The organism is Streptomyces sp. NBC_00663, assembly GCF_036226885.1.
Classification (GTDB): Bacteria; Actinomycetota; Actinomycetes; order Streptomycetales; family Streptomycetaceae; genus Streptomyces.
Window position 1 is genome coordinate 2,960,685 of the sequence record NZ_CP109027.1, and the last position, 22,177, is coordinate 2,982,861.

24 protein-coding genes and 2 riboswitches are annotated in these 22,177 nt (G+C 70.6%); of the genes, 10 read left to right on the top strand and 14 right to left on the bottom strand.

The window, feature by feature from the left end:
• Positions 1-81: 81 nt before the first annotated feature.
• From OG866_RS13240 to OG866_RS13250, 3 genes are all read right to left on the bottom strand, one after another.
• Positions 82-876: an enhanced serine sensitivity protein SseB C-terminal domain-containing protein gene (locus OG866_RS13240; protein WP_329334447.1), complete on the bottom strand. Its 795-nt coding sequence runs from the start codon at positions 874-876 to the stop codon at positions 82-84.
• Positions 877-996: 120 nt separating this feature from the next.
• Positions 997-1,782 carry an enhanced serine sensitivity protein SseB gene (locus OG866_RS13245; RefSeq protein ID WP_329334448.1) on the bottom strand — a complete coding sequence of 262 codons (786 nt, stop codon included), beginning with the start codon at positions 1,780-1,782 and terminating at the stop codon, positions 997-999.
• Positions 1,783-1,857: 75 nt separating this feature from the next.
• A complete protein-coding gene (locus OG866_RS13250) occupies positions 1,858-2,520 on the bottom strand; it encodes an AAA family ATPase (protein WP_329334449.1) in 663 nt (220 codons plus the stop codon).
• Positions 2,521-2,722: 202 nt separating this feature from the next.
• Positions 2,723-2,817: riboswitch (glycine riboswitch) on the top strand.
• A riboswitch (glycine riboswitch) is annotated at positions 2,818-2,923 on the top strand.
• Positions 2,924-2,961: 38 nt separating this feature from the next.
• Here OG866_RS13250 and gcvT point away from each other — a divergent pair.
• The 6 genes from gcvT (at position 2,962) to OG866_RS13280 (ending at position 8,475) form a co-directional block, all read left to right on the top strand.
• Positions 2,962-4,077: a glycine cleavage system aminomethyltransferase GcvT gene (gene gcvT, locus OG866_RS13255; protein WP_329334450.1), complete on the top strand. Its 1,116-nt coding sequence runs from the start codon at positions 2,962-2,964 to the stop codon at positions 4,075-4,077.
• A 117-nt stretch (positions 4,078-4,194) separates the two neighbouring features.
• The gene (gene gcvH, locus OG866_RS13260) at positions 4,195-4,572 is read left to right on the top strand and encodes a glycine cleavage system protein GcvH (RefSeq protein ID WP_329334451.1); all 378 of its coding nucleotides are present in this window, start codon (positions 4,195-4,197) and stop codon (positions 4,570-4,572) included.
• A gap of 15 nt (positions 4,573-4,587) precedes the next feature.
• Entirely contained in the window at positions 4,588-5,850 is a 1,263-nt protein-coding gene (gene glyA / locus OG866_RS13265; RefSeq protein ID WP_329334453.1) for a serine hydroxymethyltransferase, read from the top strand.
• Positions 5,851-5,906: 56 nt separating this feature from the next.
• Positions 5,907-7,274 (top strand): L-serine ammonia-lyase, encoded by a 1,368-nt coding sequence (locus OG866_RS13270; RefSeq protein ID WP_329334455.1) that lies wholly within the window; start codon positions 5,907-5,909, stop codon positions 7,272-7,274.
• Positions 7,275-7,359: 85 nt separating this feature from the next.
• Entirely contained in the window at positions 7,360-7,917 is a 558-nt protein-coding gene (locus OG866_RS13275) for a glycoside hydrolase family 25 protein (protein ID WP_329334457.1), read from the top strand.
• A gap of 15 nt (positions 7,918-7,932) precedes the next feature.
• Positions 7,933-8,475: an MOSC domain-containing protein gene (locus OG866_RS13280; protein WP_329334459.1), complete on the top strand. Its 543-nt coding sequence runs from the start codon at positions 7,933-7,935 to the stop codon at positions 8,473-8,475.
• A 13-nt stretch (positions 8,476-8,488) separates the two neighbouring features.
• Here OG866_RS13280 and OG866_RS13285 read toward each other — a convergent pair whose 3' ends face one another.
• Both OG866_RS13285 and OG866_RS13290 read right to left on the bottom strand, forming a co-directional pair.
• Positions 8,489-9,151: an NADPH-dependent F420 reductase gene (locus tag OG866_RS13285; protein WP_329334460.1), complete on the bottom strand. Its 663-nt coding sequence runs from the start codon at positions 9,149-9,151 to the stop codon at positions 8,489-8,491.
• Between the two features lie 80 nt (positions 9,152-9,231).
• Positions 9,232-10,230 carry a zinc-dependent alcohol dehydrogenase family protein gene (locus OG866_RS13290; RefSeq protein WP_329334461.1) on the bottom strand — a complete coding sequence of 333 codons (999 nt, stop codon included), beginning with the start codon at positions 10,228-10,230 and terminating at the stop codon, positions 9,232-9,234.
• Between the two features lie 102 nt (positions 10,231-10,332).
• On the opposite strand from OG866_RS13290, the gene OG866_RS13295 reads away from it, so the two are divergent.
• On the top strand, positions 10,333-11,253 hold the full coding sequence (locus OG866_RS13295) for an AraC family transcriptional regulator (protein WP_329334462.1): 921 nt from the start codon (positions 10,333-10,335) through the stop codon (positions 11,251-11,253).
• Here OG866_RS13295 and OG866_RS13300 read toward each other — a convergent pair.
• On the bottom strand, positions 11,250-11,942 hold the full coding sequence (locus OG866_RS13300; protein ID WP_329334463.1) for a FadR/GntR family transcriptional regulator: 693 nt from the start codon (positions 11,940-11,942) through the stop codon (positions 11,250-11,252). The genes OG866_RS13295 and OG866_RS13300 overlap by 4 nt on opposite strands.
• A gap of 173 nt (positions 11,943-12,115) precedes the next feature.
• Between OG866_RS13300 and OG866_RS13305 the strand changes: the two genes are divergently transcribed.
• Positions 12,116-13,762 (top strand): 2-isopropylmalate synthase, encoded by a 1,647-nt coding sequence (locus OG866_RS13305; RefSeq protein WP_329334464.1) that lies wholly within the window; start codon positions 12,116-12,118, stop codon positions 13,760-13,762.
• A complete protein-coding gene (locus tag OG866_RS13310; protein WP_329334466.1) occupies positions 13,759-14,538 on the top strand; it encodes an ABC transporter ATP-binding protein in 780 nt (259 codons plus the stop codon). Before OG866_RS13305 ends, OG866_RS13310 begins: the two co-directional genes overlap by 4 nt.
• 58 nt (positions 14,539-14,596) lie before the next feature.
• On the opposite strand, the gene OG866_RS13315 is transcribed toward OG866_RS13310, so the two are convergent.
• Positions 14,597-14,809: an EF-hand domain-containing protein gene (locus OG866_RS13315; RefSeq protein ID WP_126274470.1), complete on the bottom strand. Its 213-nt coding sequence runs from the start codon at positions 14,807-14,809 to the stop codon at positions 14,597-14,599.
• Positions 14,810-14,859: 50 nt separating this feature from the next.
• Positions 14,860-15,774 (bottom strand): MerR family transcriptional regulator, encoded by a 915-nt coding sequence (locus OG866_RS13320; protein ID WP_329334470.1) that lies wholly within the window; start codon positions 15,772-15,774, stop codon positions 14,860-14,862.
• Between the two features lie 49 nt (positions 15,775-15,823).
• Between OG866_RS13320 and OG866_RS13325 the strand changes: the two genes are divergently transcribed.
• Positions 15,824-16,492: a GNAT family N-acetyltransferase gene (locus tag OG866_RS13325; protein ID WP_329334472.1), complete on the top strand. Its 669-nt coding sequence runs from the start codon at positions 15,824-15,826 to the stop codon at positions 16,490-16,492.
• Here the strand turns inward: OG866_RS13325 and OG866_RS13330 are convergent.
• From OG866_RS13330 to OG866_RS13355, 6 genes are all read right to left on the bottom strand, one after another.
• The gene (locus OG866_RS13330; protein WP_329334474.1) at positions 16,446-17,039 is read right to left on the bottom strand and encodes an ADP-ribosyltransferase; all 594 of its coding nucleotides are present in this window, start codon (positions 17,037-17,039) and stop codon (positions 16,446-16,448) included. The two genes, OG866_RS13325 and OG866_RS13330, sit on opposite strands and share 47 nt — an antisense overlap.
• A 75-nt stretch (positions 17,040-17,114) precedes the next feature.
• Positions 17,115-18,293 (bottom strand): YncE family protein, encoded by a 1,179-nt coding sequence (locus OG866_RS13335; protein WP_329334475.1) that lies wholly within the window; start codon positions 18,291-18,293, stop codon positions 17,115-17,117.
• The gene (locus tag OG866_RS13340) at positions 18,293-19,060 is read right to left on the bottom strand and encodes a polysaccharide deacetylase family protein (RefSeq protein ID WP_329334477.1); all 768 of its coding nucleotides are present in this window, start codon (positions 19,058-19,060) and stop codon (positions 18,293-18,295) included. Before OG866_RS13340 ends, OG866_RS13335 begins: the two co-directional genes overlap by 1 nt.
• 43 nt (positions 19,061-19,103) lie before the next feature.
• Positions 19,104-19,607 carry an ATP-binding protein gene (locus OG866_RS13345; protein WP_329334479.1) on the bottom strand — a complete coding sequence of 168 codons (504 nt, stop codon included), beginning with the start codon at positions 19,605-19,607 and terminating at the stop codon, positions 19,104-19,106.
• Between the two features lie 300 nt (positions 19,608-19,907).
• Complete coding sequence (locus tag OG866_RS13350; protein ID WP_329334481.1) at positions 19,908-20,675, bottom strand: enoyl-CoA hydratase/isomerase family protein; 768 nt, start codon at positions 20,673-20,675, stop codon at positions 19,908-19,910.
• 225 nt (positions 20,676-20,900) lie between these two features.
• Positions 20,901-22,145, bottom strand: coding sequence for a L,D-transpeptidase (locus OG866_RS13355; protein ID WP_329334482.1), 1,245 nt, complete (start codon positions 22,143-22,145; stop codon positions 20,901-20,903).
• Positions 22,146-22,177: the final 32 nt, after the last annotated feature.

The window sequence follows — 22,177 nt, forward strand, 5'->3', positions numbered from 1 at the left end:
TACGGGCCTCACGGGGCCTTCTGCCCTCATCTACGCGCGCAGACACACTCCCGTAACACGGGAGCCTGTGGCTGGTTCGGCTCAGTAGCCGCCGGGCGCCGGAGGGTAGCCGTACCCGGCCGCCGGCGCCTGCGCCGGGGCCGCGTGCGCCTCGCGGTCGTAGAAGGGACGGGCGCCGGCCCGCATCCACATCGCGACCGGGTCGTACTCGTCGGACATGGCCACGGTCGACACCGGCAGCCCGTCGGGGACCGCGCCGATGGACTGCTGCATCATCGCGCGCACCGAGTCGACGGCGGGCGGACTGGTGTCGTAGACATCAAGACCGATGGCGAGGTACGGCGCCCCGAGCGCCGGCTGCACCCAGGCGCGGCGCAGCGAGCGGACGGCCGGGGTGCGGTGGGCGTTCTGCGCGATCAGGGCGTAGAACTGCGGGATCTCGATACCGGGCTCCGACAGCCGCAGGGGACCCGCGGGCTGGCGCTCCAGGCCGGTCGCGATCCGGCGCAGGTCGAGCCAGGGGATGCCGACGCCGCCGCCGGGGGCGTGCGGGTTGAGCCACAGACCGAAATGGTCCGGGTAGAGGGTGCGTGCCACGTCGACGCCGTCGACGACTTCGTACGAGCGGTTCCAGCCGCTCGCCGAGAGTTCCTGGGCGGAGGTCACGCAAGGTGCGTAGCCGTAGCCGTCCACTTCCATGTTTCCGTACTGGGCGTCCGGGGAGCCCGCCTGGCCGTGCCAGAGGAGCATCCAGATCTGGCCGGAGGAGGGGGTGGCGAGGGCGCGGAGGAGTGCCTCGTAGGCGTCGTAGCGCCCTGGCGTCACCTGGCGCAGCATGTGCTCGACCTGGCCGGTCGCTGTGCCGCTGGCACTCACCTTCTACCGCCCCTTCGGGAAAGTTTCGTAGTCGGAAACAGCTTAAGCGTTGAGAGCTCGGGGCTTGTGGTGTGTTGCGGGCTGCGGGCCGTGGGGGTTGATCGCGCACCTTGGGTACGTCTACATGCCCTGCGTGTAGAACGGACGTACCGTCTCGCGCATCCAGTGGCCCACCGGGTCGTCCACCACGTCCAGCAGGACCAGGTTGACCGGCCAGGCCACCGGTGCCTGGCCCAACGCCCGGCCCAGGGCGTCCATCGGGAGGGTACGCAAGTCGCCCTCCCATGGGGAGAGCTCCACGCCCACGAACATCACGGGGTCGGCCGTCTCGATGGCGGCGAGGCAGCGGCGGGCCGTCAGGACGACTCCCGTCGCGGCGAACTCGGCGCAGGCCGCGGCGAGGAAGTCCACCGGGTCGTCCTGCCAGTCGGGCTCGTAGAGCTTGACCCGGCCGCCGCTGTTGGGGCCGTCCAGCGGGGTGCGGCCCACCCGGCACAGGTCCGCCACGGCGGCCGGCGGAAGGGGCACGCCGACCACGCCGTCCGGGTTGAGGGCCATGCCGAGCTGCGGCGGCAGTCCGCGCGCGAACTCCACCGCGGGGGCGACGGTGTACGACATGTGCGCCCCGGCGACCTGACGGAACTGTTCCTCCGAGCTGAAGACCGGGACGTAGGCCTGGCCCTCGATCTGGAGGGTGGGCAGATCGAGGGGGCCGGTGTGGGCGCCGCCGCCGTTCGGCAGGGGGACCCAGACGAAGCTGCGGCCAAGGACCTCGATGATCCGGCCGCCGGCCCCGGGCACACCGAGGGAGGCCGAGAGCACCTCCTCCAGCTCGTTGCCGGGCCATCCGCCGCCGTGCGGATAGGGGTGCGCCTGTGCCGGGAAGTCCTGTGCCGGGAAGTCCATCTGTCCGTCCGCCTGCCGAGTACCGCTGGTGTGGCTGAAAGGCTAACGGGTGGCAGGCCCCTGGCGCCCTGCCCGTCAGCCCGTGAACCCGATCCGGCGTAGGGCGTCCGCTGCCTCTCGGTCGAGGAGGATCGCGGAGCCCACTCCCTGGGGCAGTTCGCCCTTCTCCACGGAGCGGATCAGACGGGCGGCCGCCGTGCGGTGGCGGAGGAAGGCGTAGCGCGAGACGCCCCGGCCGCGCTCGCGCTGGCCCTGGAGCGCGGTGTCCGGGGTGACGTCGAGCAGCAGCAGGTGCAGGGTGCCGCCGCGGCGCTGGGCCGCGCGGGCCAGCCAGCCGCGCACCCAGGACTGGGTGCCGCAGTCGTGCACCACGACCCCCTCGCCGGAGCGCAGGGTGCGGCGCAGGCCGACGTAGTGGGCGAAGCGGACCAGGGGACGGTAGAGCGCGTACGGCAGAAGGCGGGGCGCGCGGGCGTCCCAGCGGTCGCGGGTGTCCTGGGAGTCGATCCGTACGCCCTTGACGGCGCGTCGCATCAGGGTCGACTTGCCGCTGCCGGGCAGGCCGGTGATCACCACCAGGTCGGCCGGGGCGAAGAGCAGGGCGTGCGGGCTGTGGCCGGCGCGGTCGCGCAGGTCACGCACGACCGGCCGCGGTGCGCATGCCTCCTGGGCCGGAGCGGTCGGCTGTGCGGGCAGCGCGACGGCCGAGGTGGTGGCGTACGCAGTGGGCCTGTTCACCGTGATCGTCCTCCTCCGGGGTCAGGGGGGTTCCCCTCCCCACCGAGCGTAAAGAGAAGGTAATGGGGTGTCTCTCTTGTTTTGGTGATCGTCGTGCCACAAGCCAGTCACAAAGGGGGTGGCGACGGGCGGGGACGATGCGGCCCTGCCGCCCGTGCCCGATGCGTGCAATGATGTCCGCGCCAACTGCATACCGGCCGTTTGAATCCGCGCGGGAGAGTCCCCACCACTGGTTGGGGCGCCGAAGGAGCAAGTCCCTCCCTTGAATCTCTCAGGCCCCGTTACCGCGCGGGCGAGGCACATCTGAAAAGCGAGCCGCCCTCCGGTGGCTCCACCCAAGGTGCAAGTCATGTCCCCTGCGGTCATGGCGAACCTCTCAGGTTCCGATGACAGATGGGGAGGAACGACCTCGCCCGTCATGCCTTGGGAGACAACCGTCCGATGAGCAATGAACCCCGCCTGACCGCGCTCGACGCCCTGCATCGCGCGCTCGGCGCGACGATGACCGACTTCGCCGGCTGGGACATGCCGCTGCGCTACGGCTCCGAGCGCGACGAGCACAACGCCGTGCGGACGAAGGCCGGGCTCTTCGACCTCTCCCACATGGGCGAGATCACGGTGACCGGGCCGCAGGCCGCCCAGCTGCTGAACTTCGCTCTCGTCGGCAACATCGCCTCCGTCGGCGTCGGCCGCGCCCGCTACACCATGATCTGCCGCGAGGACGGCGGCATCCTCGACGACCTGATCGTCTACCGGCTGGCCGAGACCGAGTACATGGTCGTGGCGAACGCCTCCAACGCCCAGGTCGTCCTCGACGCGCTCGTCGAGCGCTCGGTCGGCTTCGACGCCGAGGTGCGCGACGACCGGGACGCGTACGCGCTGCTCGCCGTCCAGGGCCCCGAGTCCCCCGGCATCCTCGCGTCCCTCACCGACGCCGACCTCGACGGTCTGAAGTACTACGCCGGTCTGCCCGGCACGGTCGCCGGCGTCCCGGCCCTGATCGCCCGCACCGGCTACACCGGCGAGGACGGCTTCGAGCTCTTCGTGAAGCCTTCGGACGCCGTTGAGCTGTGGCAGGCCCTGACCAAGGCCGGCGAGGGCGTCGGTCTGGTCCCCTGCGGTCTGTCCTGCCGGGACACGCTGCGCCTGGAGGCGGGCATGCCGCTGTACGGGCATGAGCTGTCGACCGAGCTGACCCCCTTCGACGCGGGGCTCGGCCGGGTCGTCAAGTTCGAGAAGGAGGGCGACTTCGTGGGCCGCGCGGCGCTGCGCGAGGCCGCCGAGAACGCCGACCACGAGCCGCCGCGCGTCCTCGTCGGCCTGATCGCCGAGGGCCGTCGCGTCCCCCGCGCCGGGTACGCCGTCGTCGCCGAGGGCAAGGTGATCGGCGAGGTCACCTCCGGCGCCCCCTCCCCCACGCTGGGCAAGCCGATCGCGATGGCCTACGTCGACGCCATGTACTCCGCGCCTGGCACGGACGGCGTCGGGGTGGACATCCGGGGCACGCACGAGCCGTACGAGGTCGTGGCTCTCCCCTTCTACAAGCGGCAGAAGTAGACACTGGACGCGAGGTCGCGCGCCCGCGCGTGACCCTGCGCACATTTCCGCTGCTCACGCACTTCCCAGCAGTCCCGCATTCATCAGCACTCCCCCGCGTACAGGAGAATTCAGGCCATGAGCAACCCCCAGCAGCTGCGCTACAGCAAGGAGCACGAGTGGCTGTCGGGCGCCGAGGACGGCGTCTCGACGGTCGGCATCACGGAGCACGCGGCCAACGCGCTCGGCGATGTCGTCTTCGTGCAGCTCCCCGAGGTCGGTGACACGGTGACCGCGGGCGAGACCTGCGGCGAGCTGGAGTCGACCAAGTCGGTCAGCGACCTGTACTCCCCCGTCTCCGGTGAGGTCACCGAGGTCAACGAGGACGTCGTCAACGATCCGTCGCTGGTGAACTCCGCCCCCTTCGAGGGCGGCTGGCTGTTCAAGGTACGCACCGCGGACGAGCCGGCCGACCTGCTCTCCGCCGACGAGTACACCGCCTTTTCCGCCGGCTGAGGAGTCGTACACCTGATGTCCGCACTGAACACGCCCCTGCATGAGCTGGACCCGGAGATCGCCGCCGCGGTCGATGCCGAGCTGAACCGGCAGCAGTCCACCCTGGAGATGATCGCCTCGGAGAACTTCGCTCCGCTCGCGGTCATGGAGGCCCAGGGCTCGGTCCTGACCAACAAGTACGCCGAGGGCTACCCCGGCCGCCGCTACTACGGCGGCTGCGAGCACGTCGACGTCGCCGAGCAGATCGCCATCGACCGGATCAAGGACCTGTTCGGCGCCGAGTACGCCAACGTCCAGCCCCACTCCGGCGCCTCCGCCAACCAGGCCGCCCTCTTCGCCCTCGCCTCCCCCGGCGACACCATCCTGGGCCTGGACCTCGCCCACGGCGGCCACCTCACCCACGGCATGCGCCTGAACTTCTCCGGCAAGCAGTTCAACGTCGTCGCCTACCACGTCGACGACGCCGGCCTGGTCGACATGGCCGAGGTCGAACGCCTCGCCAAGGAACACCGCCCCAAGGTGATCATCGCCGGCTGGTCCGCCTACCCGCGCCAGCTCGACTTCGCCGAGTTCCGCCGGATCGCCGACGAGGTCGAGGCCTACCTGTGGGTCGACATGGCCCACTTCGCCGGCCTGGTCGCCGCCGGACTGCACCCCAACCCCGTCGAGCACGCCGACGTGGTCACCTCCACCACCCACAAGACCCTGGGCGGCCCCCGCGGCGGCATCATCCTCGCCAAGCAGGCCTTCGCCAAGAAGCTGAACTCCTCCGTCTTCCCCGGCTTCCAGGGCGGCCCGCTGGAGCACGTGATCGCCGCCAAGGCGGTCTCCTTCAAGGTCGCCGCGAGCGAGGAGTTCAAGGAGCGCCAGCGGCGTACCGTGGAGGGTGCGCGCATCCTCGCCGAGCGCCTGACGGCCGCGGACGCCCGCGAGGCCGGGGTCAACGTGCTCTCCGGCGGCACCGACGTGCACCTGATCCTGGTGGATCTGCGCGAGTCGGAGCTGGACGGCCAGCAGGCCGAGGACCGTCTCCACGAGGTCGGCATCACGGTCAACCGCAACGCCGTCCCCAACGACCCGCGCCCCCCGATGGTGACCTCGGGCCTGCGGATCGGCACCCCGGCCCTGGCCACCCGCGGCTTCACCGCCGAGGACTTCACCGAGGTCGCCGACGTGATCGCGGAGGCGCTGAAGCCGTCGTACGACGTCGAAAGCCTGAAGACCCGGGTCAGGGCGCTTGCCGACAAGCACCCGCTTTACCCCGGTCTGAACAAGTAGTTCCCTGGTGGGGGCACCCGATGGCGTGTGCCCCCACCCTTTCTTTAGGAGTTCCCGTGGCCATCTCGGTCTTCGACCTGTTCTCGATCGGCATCGGTCCGTCGAGCTCGCACACGGTCGGCCCGATGCGTGCGGCCCGTATGTTCGCCCGCCGTCTGCGCAACGAGGGCGTCCTGTCCTCGGTGGCGACAGTCCGCTCGGAGCTGTACGGCTCCCTGGGCGCGACCGGCCATGGCCACGGCACACCGAAGGCGGTGCTGCTCGGCCTGGAGGGCGCGTCCCCTCGGACGGTGGACGTCGAGAACGCGGACGACCGGGTGTCGTCGATCAAGGACACGGGGCGGCTGAACCTGCTGGGTGAGCGTGAGATCGCGTTCTCCTACGACGACGATCTGATCCTGCACCGCCGCAAGACGCTCCCGTACCACGCCAACGGCATGACGCTGTGGGCGTTCGACGCCTCGGGTGCCGAGCTGTTGTCGAAGACGTACTACTCGGTGGGCGGCGGCTTCGTCGTCGACGAGGACGCGGTCGGCGCGGACCGCATCAAGCTCGACGACACGGTCCTCAAATACCCCTTCCGTACCGGCGACGAACTCCTGCGCCTGACCAAGGAGACCGGCCTGTCGATCTCCGCGCTCATGCTGGAGAACGAACGCGCCTGGCGCACCGAAGACGAGATCCGCTCCGGACTCCTCGACATCTGGCGCGTCATGCAGGCCTGCGTGACGCGCGGCATGACCCGTGAAGGCATCCTGCCGGGCGGACTCAGGGTCAAACGCCGCGCCGCCGTCACGGCACGCCAACTCCGCGCGGAGGGCGACCCGCTGGCGCACGCCATGGAGTGGATCACCCTCTACGCCATGGCCGTCAACGAGGAGAACGCCGCCGGCGGCCGGGTGGTGACCGCCCCGACGAACGGCGCGGCTGGCATCATCCCCGCCGTCCTGCACTACTACATCAACTTCGTCCCCGGAGCCGACGAGGACGGCGTGGTCCGCTTCCTGCTGGCCGCCGGCGCGATCGGCATGCTCTTCAAGGAGAACGCCTCCATCTCCGGCGCCGAGGTCGGCTGCCAGGGCGAGGTGGGCTCCGCCTGCTCCATGGCGGCGGGCGCGCTGGCCGAAGTCCTCGGCGGCTCCCCCGAACAGGTCGAGAACGCCGCCGAGATCGGCATGGAACACAACCTCGGCCTCACCTGCGACCCCGTCGGCGGACTCGTCCAGATCCCCTGCATCGAACGCAACGGCATGGCCGCCGTCAAGGCCGTCACCGCCGCCCGCATGGCCATGCGCGGCGACGGCTCCCACAAGGTCTCCCTCGACAAGGTCATCAAGACCATGAAGGAGACCGGCGCCGACATGAGCGTCAAATACAAGGAGACCGCCCGCGGCGGACTCGCGGTGAACATCATCGAGTGCTGAACGGGCAAGGGGCCTCCATGCCAAGGTGGTTGGCGATTCACCCGCCAACCCCTGTCCCCCCAACGGCACTTCAGGGAGTCCCCCCATGCTGCGCGGCATCGATGTAAGCGCGTACCAGTCCTCCTCCTACGGCACCGACGGCCTCTCCTTCGTCTTCATCAAGGCGACGGAGGGCCGTACGTACACCAACCCCAAACTCGCGGCCCAGACGAAGCGGGCCCGGGACGCCGGTCTGGTCGTCGGCTTCTACCACTTCCTCTGGCCGGGCAACCTGACGGCCCAGGCGGAGTACTTCGTGAGCAAGGCCCCGGAACGGGCGGGCGACATCCTCGCCGTGGACTGGGAGACCACGGGCGAGGGGACGCACGCGACCAACGCGGAGAAGGACCGGTTCATCCGGAAGGTGAAGGAGCTGCGGCCGAACAACCGGGTCGTCCTCTACACGAACCGGAACTACTGGCTGAACATCGACACGACCTCCTACGCGGGCGACGGTCTCTGGATCGCGGACTACGTGACCGCGGGCAAGCCCCGTATCAAGGCGAAGTGGCGCTTCCACCAGTACACCGACGACCCGCTGGACAAGAACGTGGCGGACTTCGCGACCAAGGCCGCACTGCGGGAATGGGCCGAGGACGCCTGAGATAGATTCCGCACCATGGGCGGGAAGATCACTGCGGTCAGCAGCAACGGGACGTACTCCTTCACCAAGCCGAACCGGGAGAGCATCACGCTGCTCGCCGGGCTCGGGGTCGAGGGGGATGTGCACGCGGGGGTGACGGTGAAGCACCGGTCCCGGGTGGCGAGAGACCCCTCACAGCCGAATCTGCGTCAAGTGCACCTTCTTCACCAGGAGTTGTTCGACGAGGTGCGAGAAGCCGGGATCGAGGTCGCGGCCGGGGAGCTCGGGGAGAACGTCACCACGCAGGGCATCGACCTGCTCGCGCTGCCCGTCGGAACCCGGCTGCACCTCGGCGAACACGCCGTCGTCGAGGTGACCGGGTTGCGGAACCCCTGCCTTCAGATCGACGCGTTCCGGAAGGGGCTCCTGAAGGAGGTCGTCACCCGGGACGACGACGGGAAGCTCCGGCTCAAGGGCGGGATCATGAGCGTCGTCCTGGAGGGCGGGGTCGTGCGGCCCGGCGACGGGATCAAGGTGGAGCTGCCGGACGGGCCGCACGTGCCGTTGGAGATCGTCTGACCTCTGGCAGGCGTCAGGCGCGGAACCCAGCCGGACGTTCCGGGCTCGCCTCCGCCAGTGCCTTCGTGACCGCGTCAACGCCCTCCCGCAGGCCGTACACCGGCGTGTCCGGCTGCTGGCGCCAGGAGTCGTCGAGGCCGCCCGCGTCGACCGTGTCGAAGCCGAGTTCATCGATGAGGGCGCGGACCTTCGCCTTGGCCGCCTCGTCGTCGCCGGCGACCGGGAGGGCCTGGCGGTCGGGGGCACCGGCGGGGCGGTGGCGGTCCAGGATGTCCTGGGCGTAGGTGCCGTTGAAGGCCTTGATGACGGGGTGGCCGAGGTGCCGTTCCGTCCAGCGGCTCTCCGTCACGCCCTCGTCCTCGATCTCGGCGATCCTGCCGTCGCGCTGCTGCGGGTAGTAGTTGCCGGTGTCGATCACCGCCACCCCGTCCGCCGCCCCGTCGAGGACGCCCTTCGGCAGGTCCGGGATCGCCTTGAGCGGGATCGTGACGACGACGACCTCCGCACCGCGCGCGGCCTCCTCGACCGGGACGGGCGTCGCGCCCGTCTCCTCCGCGAGCGCGGTGAGGGTGTGGGGGCCGCGGGAGTTGGCCACCGCCACCTCGTGCCCGAGGGCGGTGAGCCGTCGGGTGAGGTTGCCGCCGATGTTTCCCGCGCCGATGATGCCGATCTTCATGACATGCCCTCCAGATTTTATGCATGTGCATACGTCTGAGTGGCATCAACCCCGGCCGGGCGAGGTGTATTCCGGCGGGCTCAGATCCGGACCACGATCTTCCCCGTGTGGCGGTTCGACTCCATCAGAGCATGGGCGTCCTGGATGCGGTCCAGGCCCTCGAAGACCTCGGCGACCACCGGGCGGAAGCCGCCGTCGGACAAGCCCGCGTTGAGGAAGGCCGTGGAGCGGCGGCGCCCGCCCGGTGTCGCGGTGAGGATCATGTTGGCGTAGGTGTGGATCGTGAAGGGCCAGTTCCAGGGGATCTCGGCGGGGCGGCTGTCCAGCCGGCCGTAGGCGACCACCGAGCCGCCCTCCGCGAGCGCCTCGGCGAGCGGACGGAAGCCGGGGCCGCCGATCGCGTCGAAGATCACCTCGACACCCTTTCCGCCGGTGAGCCGCCTGACCTCCTTGGCCACGGTCTCGGCACCGCCCTCGGAAACGATCACCTCGGCCGCCCCCGCGTCCAGCAGCCCCTGCCGCTTCACCTCCGTACGGGTCGTGGCCAGCGGGATCGCGCCCACGCGACGGGCCACCTGGATCGCCGCCGTGCCCACCCCGCTGGAGGCCCCGGTGATCAGGACGTGGTCGCCGGGCCTGAGCCCCGCCGTCTCCAGGAGGGCCCCGTAGGCGGTCGTGTACGTCAGCCAGGACGCCGCCCCCGTGACGGCGTCCACGGAAGCGGGGCGGGGCAGCACCGAGGTCTCGGGCAGGACGACCCGTTCCGCGTACACCCCCTGGGCGCTCATCTCGATGCCGGGTCCGGTCGTCACCAGGTCGCCGACGGTCAGCGCGGTGACGCCCGCGCCGACCGCCTCGACGACTCCGGACGCCTCGTAGCCGAGGCGGGAAGCGGGGAGGGCGGGCTGGTAGTAGTAGGCGCCGGAGCGGAAGAGGGCTTCGGCGCGGTTGAGGCCCAACGCCTCGACCCGGACGGCCACTTGGCCGGGGCCGGGAGCGGGCACCAGTACGTCCTCGATGGTCAGTACCTCGGGTCCGCCGATTTCATGAAAGAGCACGGTACGTGCGGTAGTTGGCATGGTGTCCACGCTAGGAGCCCCGGACGAGACGATCCATGTCTGCTGATCTCCGTTTCCTGTCTCAGCGTCTCTCCCCTCCAACTCCCGGCTACGGTGGTGGACATGGACGTACTCAGCGACGCGATCGCCGCGATGCGCACCGGGCGCCCGCACTCGGGGCGGCGGGACAAGTACGCGCCCTGGGGAATGCGGATCGAGGACTCGGAGGGCGCCGGGTTCCATGTGGTGCTGCGGGGGTCGGCCTGGCTGTTGCCCTCGGCGGGCGAGCCGGTGGCGCTCGCGCCGGGCGACGTGGTGTTCCTGGCGCACGGACGGGGGTACGCGCTGACCAGCGGTCCGGACGTGGAGCCGACGATCGTGAGGTTCCAGCCGGACGCGCCCCCGTCCCCGCCCCCGCCTCCCGTACGGGACGCCGCGCCGGACACGGTGCTGCTGTGCGGTGCCTACTGGCTGGACCGCAGCCGGGCACACCCCCTGCTCACCGAGCTGCCGGAGGTCGTGCATCTGCCCGCCACGGTCGGCGCCCACCGGTCTCTGCGGGCGACCGTGGAGCTGCTGGGCAGCGAGCTGGAGGAGCCGCGGCCGGGGTCGGACGCCATCGTCGCAGCGCTCCTGGACACCCTGCTGCTCTACATCCTGCGCGCCTGGTGGCAGGGCGAGGCCCGCACCGACCGGCATCCCACGGGCTGGGCGGCGGCGCTCGCCGACCCCGCGGTGACGGCGGCGCTGCAAGCCGTCCACGCCGCGCCGGACCACCCCTGGACGGTCGAGGAACTCGGCGCCCACGGCGGTCTGTCCCGGGCGGCGTTCGCCCGGCGGTTCACCACGCTGGTGGGGCGGCCGCCGCTCGCGTATCTGACGTGGTGGCGCATGACGACGGCCGGCCGGCTGCTGCGCGAGGCGGACCTGCCGCTCCGCCAGGTCGCCCAACGCACCGGCTACACATCGGAGTTCGCCTTCGCCAAGGCGTTCAAGCGGGAGTACGGGGTGGCGCCGGGACAGTACCGCAGACACGCTTCCTAAGCCGCGAAGGGGTCCTCCAGCTCGGCCCGCACCACCTCCGCCGCCGCCTCCGCGTCGCCGTCCGCGACCGCCCGCACCAGCGCCTCATGGGCCTCGTCGGCCGTGTTGGGGTCGTGGGTGCGCAGGCCGGTCAGGGTCAGGAGTTCGAGGAGGCCCTGTCTGAGGACCGGGGTGAACTCCGTGAACAGATCGGCGAGTACGGGGTTGTGGGCGGCCCCCACCACCGCCGCGTGGAAGGCGATGTCGGCGTCGATGAACGCCTCGTCGTCCAGGAGGGAAGCCGCCCTGCGGCCCCGCAGCGCCAGCTCCATGGCCGCCACGTCCTCCGGTGTCCGGCGCCGGGCGGCGAGGCGGGCGGCGTGCACTTCCAGCCCCATCCGCACCTCGTAGACATCCGTCACCGCGGCCCGCCGCAGCCGGGTCGGCCAGTCCGCCGTCGGTTCCGTGGCGAGGACGAACACCCCGGCGCCCTGCCGGGGTTGGACCAGCCCCGCGCCGGCCAGGGCGCGCAGGGCCTCGCGGACCGTGGAGCGGCCCACGCCCAACTCCTTGGCGAGGGTGGTCTCGCCGGGCAGCTTGCCGCCGACCGCCCAGTGGCCGGCGGCGATCTGCGCGCGCAGGCGTTCGGCGGCCTGTTCCACCAGCGGGCTGGGCCGGAGGGGGCCCAGGGGTGATGACGACGTACTCATTTCACGTTTCCCACTTGTCTGAGGACCTGAGGAGTGGCTAGCGTACTCCCATGATCTTCCGTGGTCTCCTTCTTCTCGGCTGCCGCGGCGGGGCCTGACGCGACCGGCACCCCGCCGCGGGCGCCGTGCTGCCGCCGGTCTCTTCCGACCGAGCCGAAGGAAACGCCGAAGCCATGACCAGCGTCTGGAATCCGCAGCGCCCGAGTCCCATGCCGTACCACCGCTACCGCCCGTACGACGAGCGGGTGAACGTCCCCGTGGCCGACCGGAGTTGGCCCTGCGCCCGTATCGAGCGCGCCCCGCTCTGGGTCCCCGTGGACCTGCGCGACGGCAACCAGGCGCTGGCCGAGCCGATGGACACCCCGCGCAAGCGCCGCCTGTACGACCTGCTGGTCGCGACCGGGTTCAAGGAGATCGAGGTGGGCTATCCGTCCGCCAGCCGCGCCGACTTCGACTTCGTCCGGCATCTGGTGACCAGCGACGCCGTGCCCGACGACGTCACGCCGGTCGTCTTCACTCCGGCCAGGGCCGATCTCATCGACCGGACCTTCGAGTCGATCGAGGGGCTGCCGAGGGCAGTCGTCCATCTGTACATCGCCACGTCACCGGTGTGGCGCGAGGTCGTCCTCGGCCGCGACCGGGCGGACATCCGGCGGACCGTACGGGAGGCCGCCGAGCGGATGGCCCGGCTCGGACAACACCCCGGTGTCCGCTTCCAGTTCTCCCCCGAGACCTTCAACCTCACCGAGCCGGACCTCGTCCTGGAACTGTGCGACATGCTGACCGTGCTGTGGGACGCGAGCCCCGACCGCCCGGTCACCCACAACCTCCCGGCGACGGTGGAGATCGCGACCCCGAACGTGTACGCCGACCAGATCGAGTACGTCCACCGCAATCTGTCCCGACGTGACTCGGTCATCCTCTCCGTGCACCCCCACAACGATCGCGGCACCGGCGTCGCCTGCGCCGAACTGGCGGTCCTGGCGGGCGCGCAGCGCGTCGAGGGCTGCCTGTTCGGCAACGGCGAGCGCACCGGCAACGTCGACCTGGTGACCCTCGCCATGAACCTGTACGCCCAGGGTGTGGACCCCATGGTCGATTTCAGCGACATCGACCACGTCAAGGAGACCGTCGAGCACTGCAATCGCCTGCCGGTACACCCGCGCCACCCCTACGCCGGTGACCTGGTCCACACCGCGTTCTCCGGCACCCATCAGGACGCGATCAGCAAGGGTTTCGCGCATCGGGCCGCGCACCCGGACGAGCACTGGAGCGTCCCGTACCTGCCGATCGACCCGGCCGACATCGGCCGCTCCTACGAGGCGGTGATCCGGGTGAACTCCCAGTCGGGCAAGGGCGGCATGGCGTACCTGCTGAAGACCCACCACGGCGTCGACCTGCCGCCGCGCATGCGCCCGGACTTCTCCCGCGTCGTGCAGGCGGCCACGGACGACAGCGGGCGGGAGATGACGCCGAAGGAGCTGTACGACCTGTTCCGCTCGACGTATGTCGTCGCGGACGGCGAGGTGGCGCTGGAGACCTGGTCCGTCCACCAGGACGGTCCGGACGCGCACCGTTTCGTCTGCACCCTGCGCACCGGTGACCGGGCCGGTGACTACGAGGGCACGGGCGCGGGCCCGGTGTCCGCCTTCGTCGACGCCCTCGCCGGCGCCGGGTTCACGGTCCGCGTCCTGGACTTCACCGAGGACGCCGACCGGACCGCCTACGCCGAGGTCGAGGTGAACGGCCGCACCGCGTGGGGCGCCGGGGAGAGCGCGACGGCGGCGGTGCTGTCCGCGGTGAACCGGGGGCTGCGGTGACGGAGGTGCTGCGCGCGGAAGGCGTGGATGTCGTACGGGAGGGGCGGCCGATCCTCCAGGAGGTGAGCCTGACCGTCCGGGCCGGCGAGCACTGGGCGCTCCTCGGCGCCAACGGGGCGGGCAAGTCGACCCTGCTGAGCCTGCTGGGCGCCGTGGTCCATCCCACGCGCGGGACGGTGGAGGTGCTCGGGCGCCGCCTGGGCCGGGTCGACCTGCGGGAACTGCGGGCGTACGTGGGTCATGTCGATCCGCGTCATCCGCTCACGCGGCCGCTGCGCACCCGGGACGTGGTCCTGACGGGGCTGACCAATTCCGTTGCCCCGCTGCCGCGTTGGCGTCCGACTCCCGCGCAGGAGGAACGGGCGGACCGGCTCATCGCCACCCTCGGTCTCGCCGACCTCCGCGACGCCCGCTGGCCCACGCTGTCGCAGGGGCAGCGCGGGCGCACGCTGATCGCGCGGGCGCTGATGCCGCAACCGCGCCTGCTGCTCCTGGACGAACCGGCGACCGGCCTCGATCTGCCGGGCCGGGAGCAGCTGATCGCGGCGCTGGACGAGCTGCGCCGGGAGCATCCGACGCTGGCGACGGTCCTGGTCACCCACCATCTGGAAGAGCTACCGGGCGGCACCACCCACGCCCTGCTGCTGCGCGAGGGCCGGGTCCTCGCGCGGGGTCCGGCCGCCGAGGTCCTCACCGGTGACCAGGTGGGCAAGTGCTTCGACCTGCCCCTGGTGCTGGACCGGCGGGACGGCCGCTGGAGCGTGCGCCGGGCATGACGAAGGGGGCGCCCCTGGAAGCCTCTCCCAGCTTCTCGGGCGCCCCCTTCCGCGTGCGTCACTTGCTCAGGTAGGCCCAGAACTCGTCGAAGGAGAGCACCTTGTCGCCGTTGAGGTCACGGGTCTTGATGATCACCTCGGCGACCGACTCGGTGACGTTCCAGTCGCCTTCCTGGGCGAGGGCGGTCTTGAACTCAGCGGCGGTGATGAAGCCGTCACCGTCCGTGTCGATCCGCTCGAAGTCCTTGCGTGCCTCGTCGATGTTCGCCACCGATCCGCCCCTTTTCGTCGTACCTTGCTGGCTTGTTGCCGGAGGTCAGGTTAACCGGCGGCCCGAACACGCAGTGCGGCGACCACCCACGCGAACTCCTCCTCGTACGCCGCCTGCGGCCCGAGCCCCTTCACCGTCGCCCACAACTGGCGATACCGGGCCACCCGCACGTTGGAGCCCGCCTCCAGCCGGGTCAGCACCTCGGCCGGGTCCGCGTCACCGAGCAGCCCGCGCAGCAGGTCGGCGGCCTCGGGCGCCTCGGGTGCGACACCCCGCTCCAGCGCCTCCCCCGCGAGCTGCACCAGGCGGCTCATGAACCACAGCGAGGTGCCCGCGGGCACGTCCGGGCCGCGGTCCGCCGCGTTGAACTCGATCATCCTGCGCATCAGCGTCCGGAACTCGGGGTCCTGCATCATCTCGGCGAGCTCGACCCACGCGTCCACCTGCTCGGGCGTCGGGTCGTCCGGCAGGTCGGCCGGGGCGAACCGCAGCCGCCTGCGGATGTCGGGGTCGGCGGTGTCGAGTCCCTCGAAGATCTCTGTCGTGAAGTCCTCGACGATCCGGGCCCGTTCGGCCGCCGACAGCCGTGCCAGCTTGTTCATCAGGGTCATCTCCTCTGCGGTCGAACCGCGTCGCGCCACGGTCGACAGCACCGCCCGGGTCACCCTCAGCTGCCGGATCTGCGCGTCCAGCGCCGTGACATGCGCCGCCGCCACCTCCGCGACGGTCCGCTCCCCGTCCAGCACCTTGCGTACGTCGTCCAGGCCGAGGCCCAGCTCGCGCAGGGTGCGGATCAGTTCCAGGCGGGCGGCGCACGAGGTGTCGTACAGCCGGTAGCCGCCCGTCGAGCGGGTCACCGGTTCCAGGACCCCCTCGTCCGACCAGTAGCGGATGGTGCGCACGGTCAGTCCGGTGGCCCGGGCCAGCTCGCCGATGGTGAAAAGTCCGGTGCCGTCGTCGATCATGTGTGTGAGTCTGGGCCTTCCAGTGGGTGGAGACTCAAGGGCGGGTGCGGTGGAGACTCTTCGGCACGTTCTCGACGCGGCGGCCCGCGGTGTCTTCCCGCCGGCGGACGGCCGTACGACGGTCGTACCGCAGGCGTCACCCCGGGACGCCGGGGTCCTCGCCTTCACCGCGCACTCCGTCGTCTTCACCGACGAGGACCCGGACTGGGTGTACGCGACGCTGCGCGGCCTCGACTGCGACCCTCTCGCCGCGAGCATGAACCCACGCTTCCTGGCGGCCTTCCTGGCGCGGACGGGGCGTACGGCCGAGACCATCGACACGATGCTGGTCGGCCCGCCCCTGCCCGGCGAGCCGCCGCTCGCGCTGCGGGAGATCGAGGACGCCGGTCATCCGCGGATCGTCTACGCCCGCGGGCGCCGCGACGACGTGCGGGCCTGGACGGCGGACGGCGGGGTGCTGGTCATGGGACGCGGGATCGGTGGACGCCTGGAGGTCTCGGTCGAGGTCGACGAGGACGTACGGCACCGGGGGCTGGGGCGGCGGCTGGTGACCGCCGCCCGGCAGCTCGTCGCCGAGCCGCTGTGGGCGCAGGTCGCGCCGGGGAACGCCCGCAGCGCGCGGGCGTTCCAGGCGGCCGGTTACCGGCCGGTGGGGGCGGAGTTGCTGCTGCTCAGTGCCACGCCTCGTAATGCGGGTTGCTCTGACAGCCGCTCATGATCTCGACCTTGGTGGTCTTGTTCACCGGACAGACACCGATGATGTACTTCCGGGCGATGCCACCGGGGAAGGCCACCTCGACCTGGTCGGCCCATTTGTGGGTGTCGCCGATGGTCTTGTTGACGTCCACGCCGCCCGGGGCGTCGATGTAGTAGTTGTAGCCGGACTTCCACCACGTCTTGTACAGGTCGTGGTCGTAGGTCGTGGAGACGTACGGGGAGGGCTGGTTGACCAGGACGTACTTCTCGATGTCGTACTGGCCGTCGACGACGTCCCTGGGCTTGAAGCCCTCCGCGAAGACGATCTCCGGGCCGCGGCCGTCGCTGCGGTAGAGGGTGCCGCAGCTCTTGCGCCAGACCGGCTCGGGGGTGATGCGGCTGACGTCGACGGTGCGGTCGGCGGCGGCCTTGACGGGGTCGTCGTACTGGACCTTGCAGTCGGGGGTCGCAGGGGCCTTCGAGGGGACGGTGGCCGCCGTGGTGGCGAAGACGGCGGCGAGGGACAGAGCGGCGGCAGCGACACGCCGCCGCAGGCGAGTGGTGATCATGGGAGCACCCTCCCGGCCCGGCCGGGGTGGGTCGGGGATCTTCACTCGTGCGGCGGCGTGTCAACTGACCGAAGATCAGCGGAAGATGCCGGTGTGGCCCAGTGAGTAGCGTCCGGGCTGCGGGTAGACGGCGAGTCCGTGCGGTCCGCTGCCGACCTTGACGCGGGCCAGCTGGGTGCCGGTGCGGGTGTCGATGGCGTACACCTCGGCGTCGTACCGCCCCGACAGCCACAACACCTTGCCGTCGGCCGAGACGCCGCCCATGTCGGGGCTGCCTCCCTGGGGCAGATGCCACTTCTTCGTCACCTTGTCCTTGGCGAAGTCCCAGACGGAGATGGTGCCCTCGCCCCGGTTGGAGACGTACATCTCGCGTGAGTCGCGGCTGACGTAGAGACCGTGGGTGCCCTTGCCGGTGGGGATGAGCTTCGGCTTGTCGAACTTGTCGCCGTCCAGGACCCACATGCCGTCGGCCATCATGTCGGCGACGTAGAAGCGCTTGCCGTCGGGCGAGATCTTCACGTCCTGCGGCATGGCCCCGTCGAAGGGGAGTTTCTGCTGTCCGACGACCTTCATCTTCTCGGTGTCGACCTTGAGCAGCTCGCCGCTGAACTCGCAGGACACGATGAAGTACCGGCCGTCGAGCGAGAAGTCGGCGTGGTTGACGCCGTAACAGGTGACCGGGACGGTCTTCTTGCGCTCCATGGTGTGCGGGTCGCGGAAGACGAGCTCGCGGTCGAGGGAGGCCATGACGACGGCGTACTTGCCGTTGGGCGTGAAGTAGAGGTTGTACGGGTCGTGCACCTCGACCGGCTTGCCCGCCTTCCCGGTCCTCGGGTCGATGGGGGTGAGGGTGTGGCCACGGTTGTTGTTGACCCACAGCGTCTTCATGTCCCAGGAGGGGACGACGTGTTGGGGCTGACGGCCGACACGGATCGTCTCGATGATCCTGTACGTCTTCGGGTCGATGACGGAGACCGTGTCGGACTCGGTGTTGGGGACGTACACCCGCGACGGGAAGTCCTTGACCACCGGGGAGAGCTTGCCCGGGCGGTCGGCGGCGTACACGTCCTGCGGATCGAGGACCGGCGGCATGCCGGGCAGGCCCTGGACGGGCTTCTTCTTCGGCGGCGCGGGGACGGCCGCCCGGGTCGGGGTGTGCTCGGGCGCGGCATGGTCATGGGTCTCGGTGCCGCAGGCGGCGAGGGCGGCGAGGACGGCCCCCGCGGCCAGGGTCTGCTTCACAAGGCGGTGCATCAGCTGAACAGCTCCGTGGTGGTCACCGCGGACAGGCCGCGGCGGTCGAGTGCTTCCAGTACGGCGGGGAGGGCGGCGACCGTGTCGGCGTACCCGAAGTGCAGGCTCACCACGGACCCGTTCCGGACCTCGCCGAGCACCTTGCGGGTGATCGCGGGGGCGCCGGGCGAGGTGAAGTCCAGGGAGTCGACGTCGTACGACAGGACGTGCGGGTAGCCGACGCGGTGGGCCAGCCGTTCGACGAGCGGCGAGGCCCGGGCGGCACGCGAGGGCCGGAACCAGCTGCCGATGGAGCCGGTGAGTCGGCGCAGCCGGTCGGCGCAGCCCTCGATCTCGGCGAGCGCGTCGGCCTCGGACATGTCGTTGACGCCGAGGTGGTGCAGGGTGTGGTTGCCGAGGTCATGGCCGCCGTCGAGGATGCGGCGGGCGAGCTCGGGGTGCTCGTCGAGCCAGGTGCCGACGGCCAGGACGGTGATGCGGGCGCCGTGTTCCTCGGCTGCGGAGAGCAGTGCCCTGGCGGTGGCGGGGTCGCCGTTGCCGTGGAAGGTGAGGGCGACGCGGGGGTGGGTGCGGGGGCCGTGGGTGAGTTGGGCGGGGCGGCCGGGGAATCGGCGGGGGCCGGGGGCGGGGGGTCCGGCCGAGGGGCCGGCGGACCGGGAGGGGGCCGGATGAGCGACGGCACCATGGGTGGCGCACCCGGCGGTGAACGCGAGCCCGGCGGTGGCGCGGAGCACTGTCCGACGATCGGTAGTGGTCACTCGCCCCATTTAAGGGCGGTTTGCCCTGGCTACCGGTCAGCGACCCGCATCTCTACCGATCGGCGACCCGCATCTCGAACCACGTCGTCTTCCCCCGCGGCAGCAGATCGACGCCCCAGCGGTCGGACAGCTTGTCCACCAGGAACAGCCCCCGCCCGCTGATGTCCATCTCCTGCACCGGCATCAGACACGGCAGCCCGCGCGAGGGGTCGCGCACCTCGACGCGGATCCAGCCCCGCCGCCGGCGCATCCGGAGCCCGAACACCCGCGCGCCCGTGTGCCGGACCGCGTTGCCCACGAGTTCGGAGACGAGTAAAACGGCATCCTCGGTCATCTTCGGGGTGAGCCCCCACTGGCGGAGGACGACGACCTGGGTCAGCCGGCGGGCCGTGGCCGCGGACTCGGGGCGGGACGGAAGCGGAACCTCCGCCTCGGTGGGATCTCCGAACAACTCCAGCGCCTTCTGCGCGTGTTCGTCCTCGACCGTGGGCGACCAGCGCGCCGCGGTCGCACGGCCGTGTCCCCGCGGCTGTTCGATACCCTCCAGCCCCGCCATGCCCCCATCATGGCCGCAGCGGACGCCCGCCGGGGCCGTTCCTGCCGAATACGCCCCCCGGAATCCACCATTCCGCTGTTTCCGATCGGCATATGCCAGCGGCAGTTCGGGGCCGTCGACAGCCTCGCTGACCTGCGGCGGAGGCTCGGTTGGTGGCAATCGACGGTCCCCCTCGACAAGGCAGACTTAAGGTTGCGTTAAGGCTCCCATAAACCGCCCCATCGAGGGACCCGGATCAGACATCGCGTCAATTGCAAGTGGTTCAGGGAAGTTTCACCACCGGCTTCCCCACCCCGGTTCTCAGAGGAACTTCGCCTTCCCGGGGCCCTCCTCGACGAAGCTGCGCATACCGATCTCACGGTCGGCGGTGGCGAACAGGCCCGCGAACCAGTTCCGTTCGACGGCGAGCCCGGTGTCGATGTCCGTCTCCAGACCCGTGTCGATCGACTCCTTCGCGGCCCGCAGCGCGATCGCCGGACCCTGCGCGAGCTTCGCCGCCCACGCCCGCGCCTCGCTGTACACCTCGGCGGCCGGGACGACCCGGTCCACCAGACCCAGCCGCTCCGCCTCGTCGGCCTTGACCATCCGGCCGGTGAAGATGAGGTCCTTCGCCTTGGACGGGCCGATGAGCCGGGCCAGGCGCTGGGTGCCGCCGGCGCCCGGGATCAGACCGAGCAGGATCTCGGGCTGGCCCAGCTTGGCGTTGTCGGCGGCGATCCGGAAGTCCGCGCACAGCGCCAGCTCGCAACCGCCGCCCAGCGCATAGCCGGTGACGGCCGCGACGACCGGCTTGGGGATGCGGGCCACGGCCGTGAACGAGTCCTGGAGGGCGCGGGCGCGCAGGACCATCGCGGTGTGGTCCATGGCCTGCATCTCCTTGATGTCCGCGCCGGCCGCGAACACCTTCTCCCCGCCGTAGACCACCACGGCCCGCACATCGTCACGGCGCGTGGCCTCCTCGGCGAGCTCCTTGAGCCGGTCCTGGGTGGCGACGTCCAGCGCGTTCATGGGCGGACGGTCGAGAAGAATGGTGCCGACGCCGTCGGCCACTTCGAGAGTCACGGTCATGCAGGCAGGTTAACGGTGACTAACGGCGATGGGCCAAGGTGCGGTCGGTCACACCCGGCCGGGGGTCTGGGGGTTGCCCCCAGGCAGACACAGCACGGGGACCAACGGCGATGGGCCAAGGTGCCGTCGGTCACACCCGGCCGGCAGACACAGCAAGGGGACCAACGACAACGGCCCCGGTGGAGTAGCTCACACCGGGGCCGGGCCGTACGCGATACGGGCGTGCTACTTCTTCCACTCCGCCCAGGACATGTTCCAGCCGTTGTAGCCGTTGTCCGGGGCCACCGTGGCGTCGTTGGAGTGCTTCACGACCACCACGTCGCCGATGATCGAGTGGTCGAAGAACCACGCGGCCGGCGCGGAGCGGTCGCCGCCGCCGCGGTTGTCGCGCAGGCCCACACAGCCGTGGCTGGCGTTGTAGTTGCCGAAGGCGTCGCCGCCCCAGTAGTTGCCGTGGATGAAGGTGCCCGAGTTGGTCAGGCGCATGGCGTCGGGGACGTCCTTGATGTCGTACTCGCCGCCGTAGCCGACCGTCTCGCCGTTCATGCGGGTCACCCGGAGCCGCTCGCTGATGACCATCTGGCCGTTCCAGGTGTCGTAGCCGGGCTTGCCGGTGGTGACCGGGAGGGTCTTGACGACCTTGCCGTCCTGCATGACCTTCATCGTGTGCTTCTTGGCGTCCACGACGGAGACCTGGTTGCGGCCGATGGTGAAGGAGACCGTCTTGGCCTGCTTGCCGTAGACACCGTCACGGCCCTCGACGCCGTCGAGGTTGAGGTCGACGGTGACCTTGGTGCCCTCGGCCCAGTACTCCTCAGGGCGGAAGTCGAGGCGGTCGTTGCCGAACCAGTGGCCCTCGACGTCGACGGCCGGCTCGGTCTTGATGCTGATGGCCTTCTCGACGTCGTCCGGGTTGGTGATGCCCCGGGTGAAGCGGATCGAGAAGGGCATTCCGACGCCGACCTTCGAGCCGTCCTCCGGCGTGAAGTTGCCGACGAAGGTGTTCTTCGGCGTCAGAGTGGTGAAGCTGGAGTCCTCGGCGGCCTCACGGCCCTCGGAGTCCTTCGCGACCGCGTGCACCGCGTAGGTGGTGGCACCGGCCAGGTGGGTGGACGGCGTCCAGGAGGCGCCGTCGGCGGATATCTTCCCGTCGACCTTGTCACCCTTGGCGGTCTTGACCTCGACCGTCGTCAGCTTGCCCTTGGTGGCGCTCACCTTGAGGGCGCCACTGGTCTCCACGGACTTCGCGCCGTCCTTGGGCGCGATGGCGACGACGGCCGCCGACTGCTTGCTCTCCGTGGCGCTCGCGTCCTCGCCCTTGCCCGCCCCGGCCTTGCCGTCCGAGTCCCCGCCGCCACCACCGCACGCGGTGACGGCGACCAGCATCACTCCGGACACCACGGCCATCCAGCCCTTGCGTCGCCGCACGCGTGCGTCAACCGACGCCCCCGATATCGGTCGCACGTTCAAGTCCTTCTCCCCTCGCCGGGCCCGGTCCAGGC

Coding starts and splice junctions, on each gene's coding strand:
- gcvH (WP_329334451.1), top strand. CDS start 4,195: ATGAGCAACCCCCAGCAGCTGCGCTACAGCAAGGAGCACGAGTGGCTG.
- OG866_RS13295 (WP_329334462.1), top strand. CDS start 10,333: ATGGACGTACTCAGCGACGCGATCGCCGCGATGCGCACCGGGCGCCCG.
- OG866_RS13285 (WP_329334460.1), bottom strand. CDS start 9,151: ATGAAGATCGGCATCATCGGCGCGGGAAACATCGGCGGCAACCTCACC.
- OG866_RS13275 (WP_329334457.1), top strand. CDS start 7,360: ATGCTGCGCGGCATCGATGTAAGCGCGTACCAGTCCTCCTCCTACGGC.
- OG866_RS13320 (WP_329334470.1), bottom strand. CDS start 15,774: ATGATCGACGACGGCACCGGACTTTTCACCATCGGCGAGCTGGCCCGG.
- OG866_RS13290 (WP_329334461.1), bottom strand. CDS start 10,230: ATGCCAACTACCGCACGTACCGTGCTCTTTCATGAAATCGGCGGACCC.
- OG866_RS13335 (WP_329334475.1), bottom strand. CDS start 18,293: ATGCACCGCCTTGTGAAGCAGACCCTGGCCGCGGGGGCCGTCCTCGCC.
- gcvT (WP_329334450.1), top strand. CDS start 2,962: ATGAGCAATGAACCCCGCCTGACCGCGCTCGACGCCCTGCATCGCGCG.
- OG866_RS13340 (WP_329334477.1), bottom strand. CDS start 19,060: ATGGGGCGAGTGACCACTACCGATCGTCGGACAGTGCTCCGCGCCACC.
- OG866_RS13330 (WP_329334474.1), bottom strand. CDS start 17,039: ATGATCACCACTCGCCTGCGGCGGCGTGTCGCTGCCGCCGCTCTGTCC.
- glyA (WP_329334453.1), top strand. CDS start 4,588: ATGTCCGCACTGAACACGCCCCTGCATGAGCTGGACCCGGAGATCGCC.
- OG866_RS13350 (WP_329334481.1), bottom strand. CDS start 20,675: ATGACCGTGACTCTCGAAGTGGCCGACGGCGTCGGCACCATTCTTCTC.
- OG866_RS13305 (WP_329334464.1), top strand. CDS start 12,116: ATGACCAGCGTCTGGAATCCGCAGCGCCCGAGTCCCATGCCGTACCAC.
- OG866_RS13280 (WP_329334459.1), top strand. CDS start 7,933: ATGGGCGGGAAGATCACTGCGGTCAGCAGCAACGGGACGTACTCCTTC.
- OG866_RS13245 (WP_329334448.1), bottom strand. CDS start 1,782: ATGGACTTCCCGGCACAGGACTTCCCGGCACAGGCGCACCCCTATCCG.
- OG866_RS13345 (WP_329334479.1), bottom strand. CDS start 19,607: ATGGCGGGGCTGGAGGGTATCGAACAGCCGCGGGGACACGGCCGTGCG.
- OG866_RS13300 (WP_329334463.1), bottom strand. CDS start 11,942: ATGAGTACGTCGTCATCACCCCTGGGCCCCCTCCGGCCCAGCCCGCTG.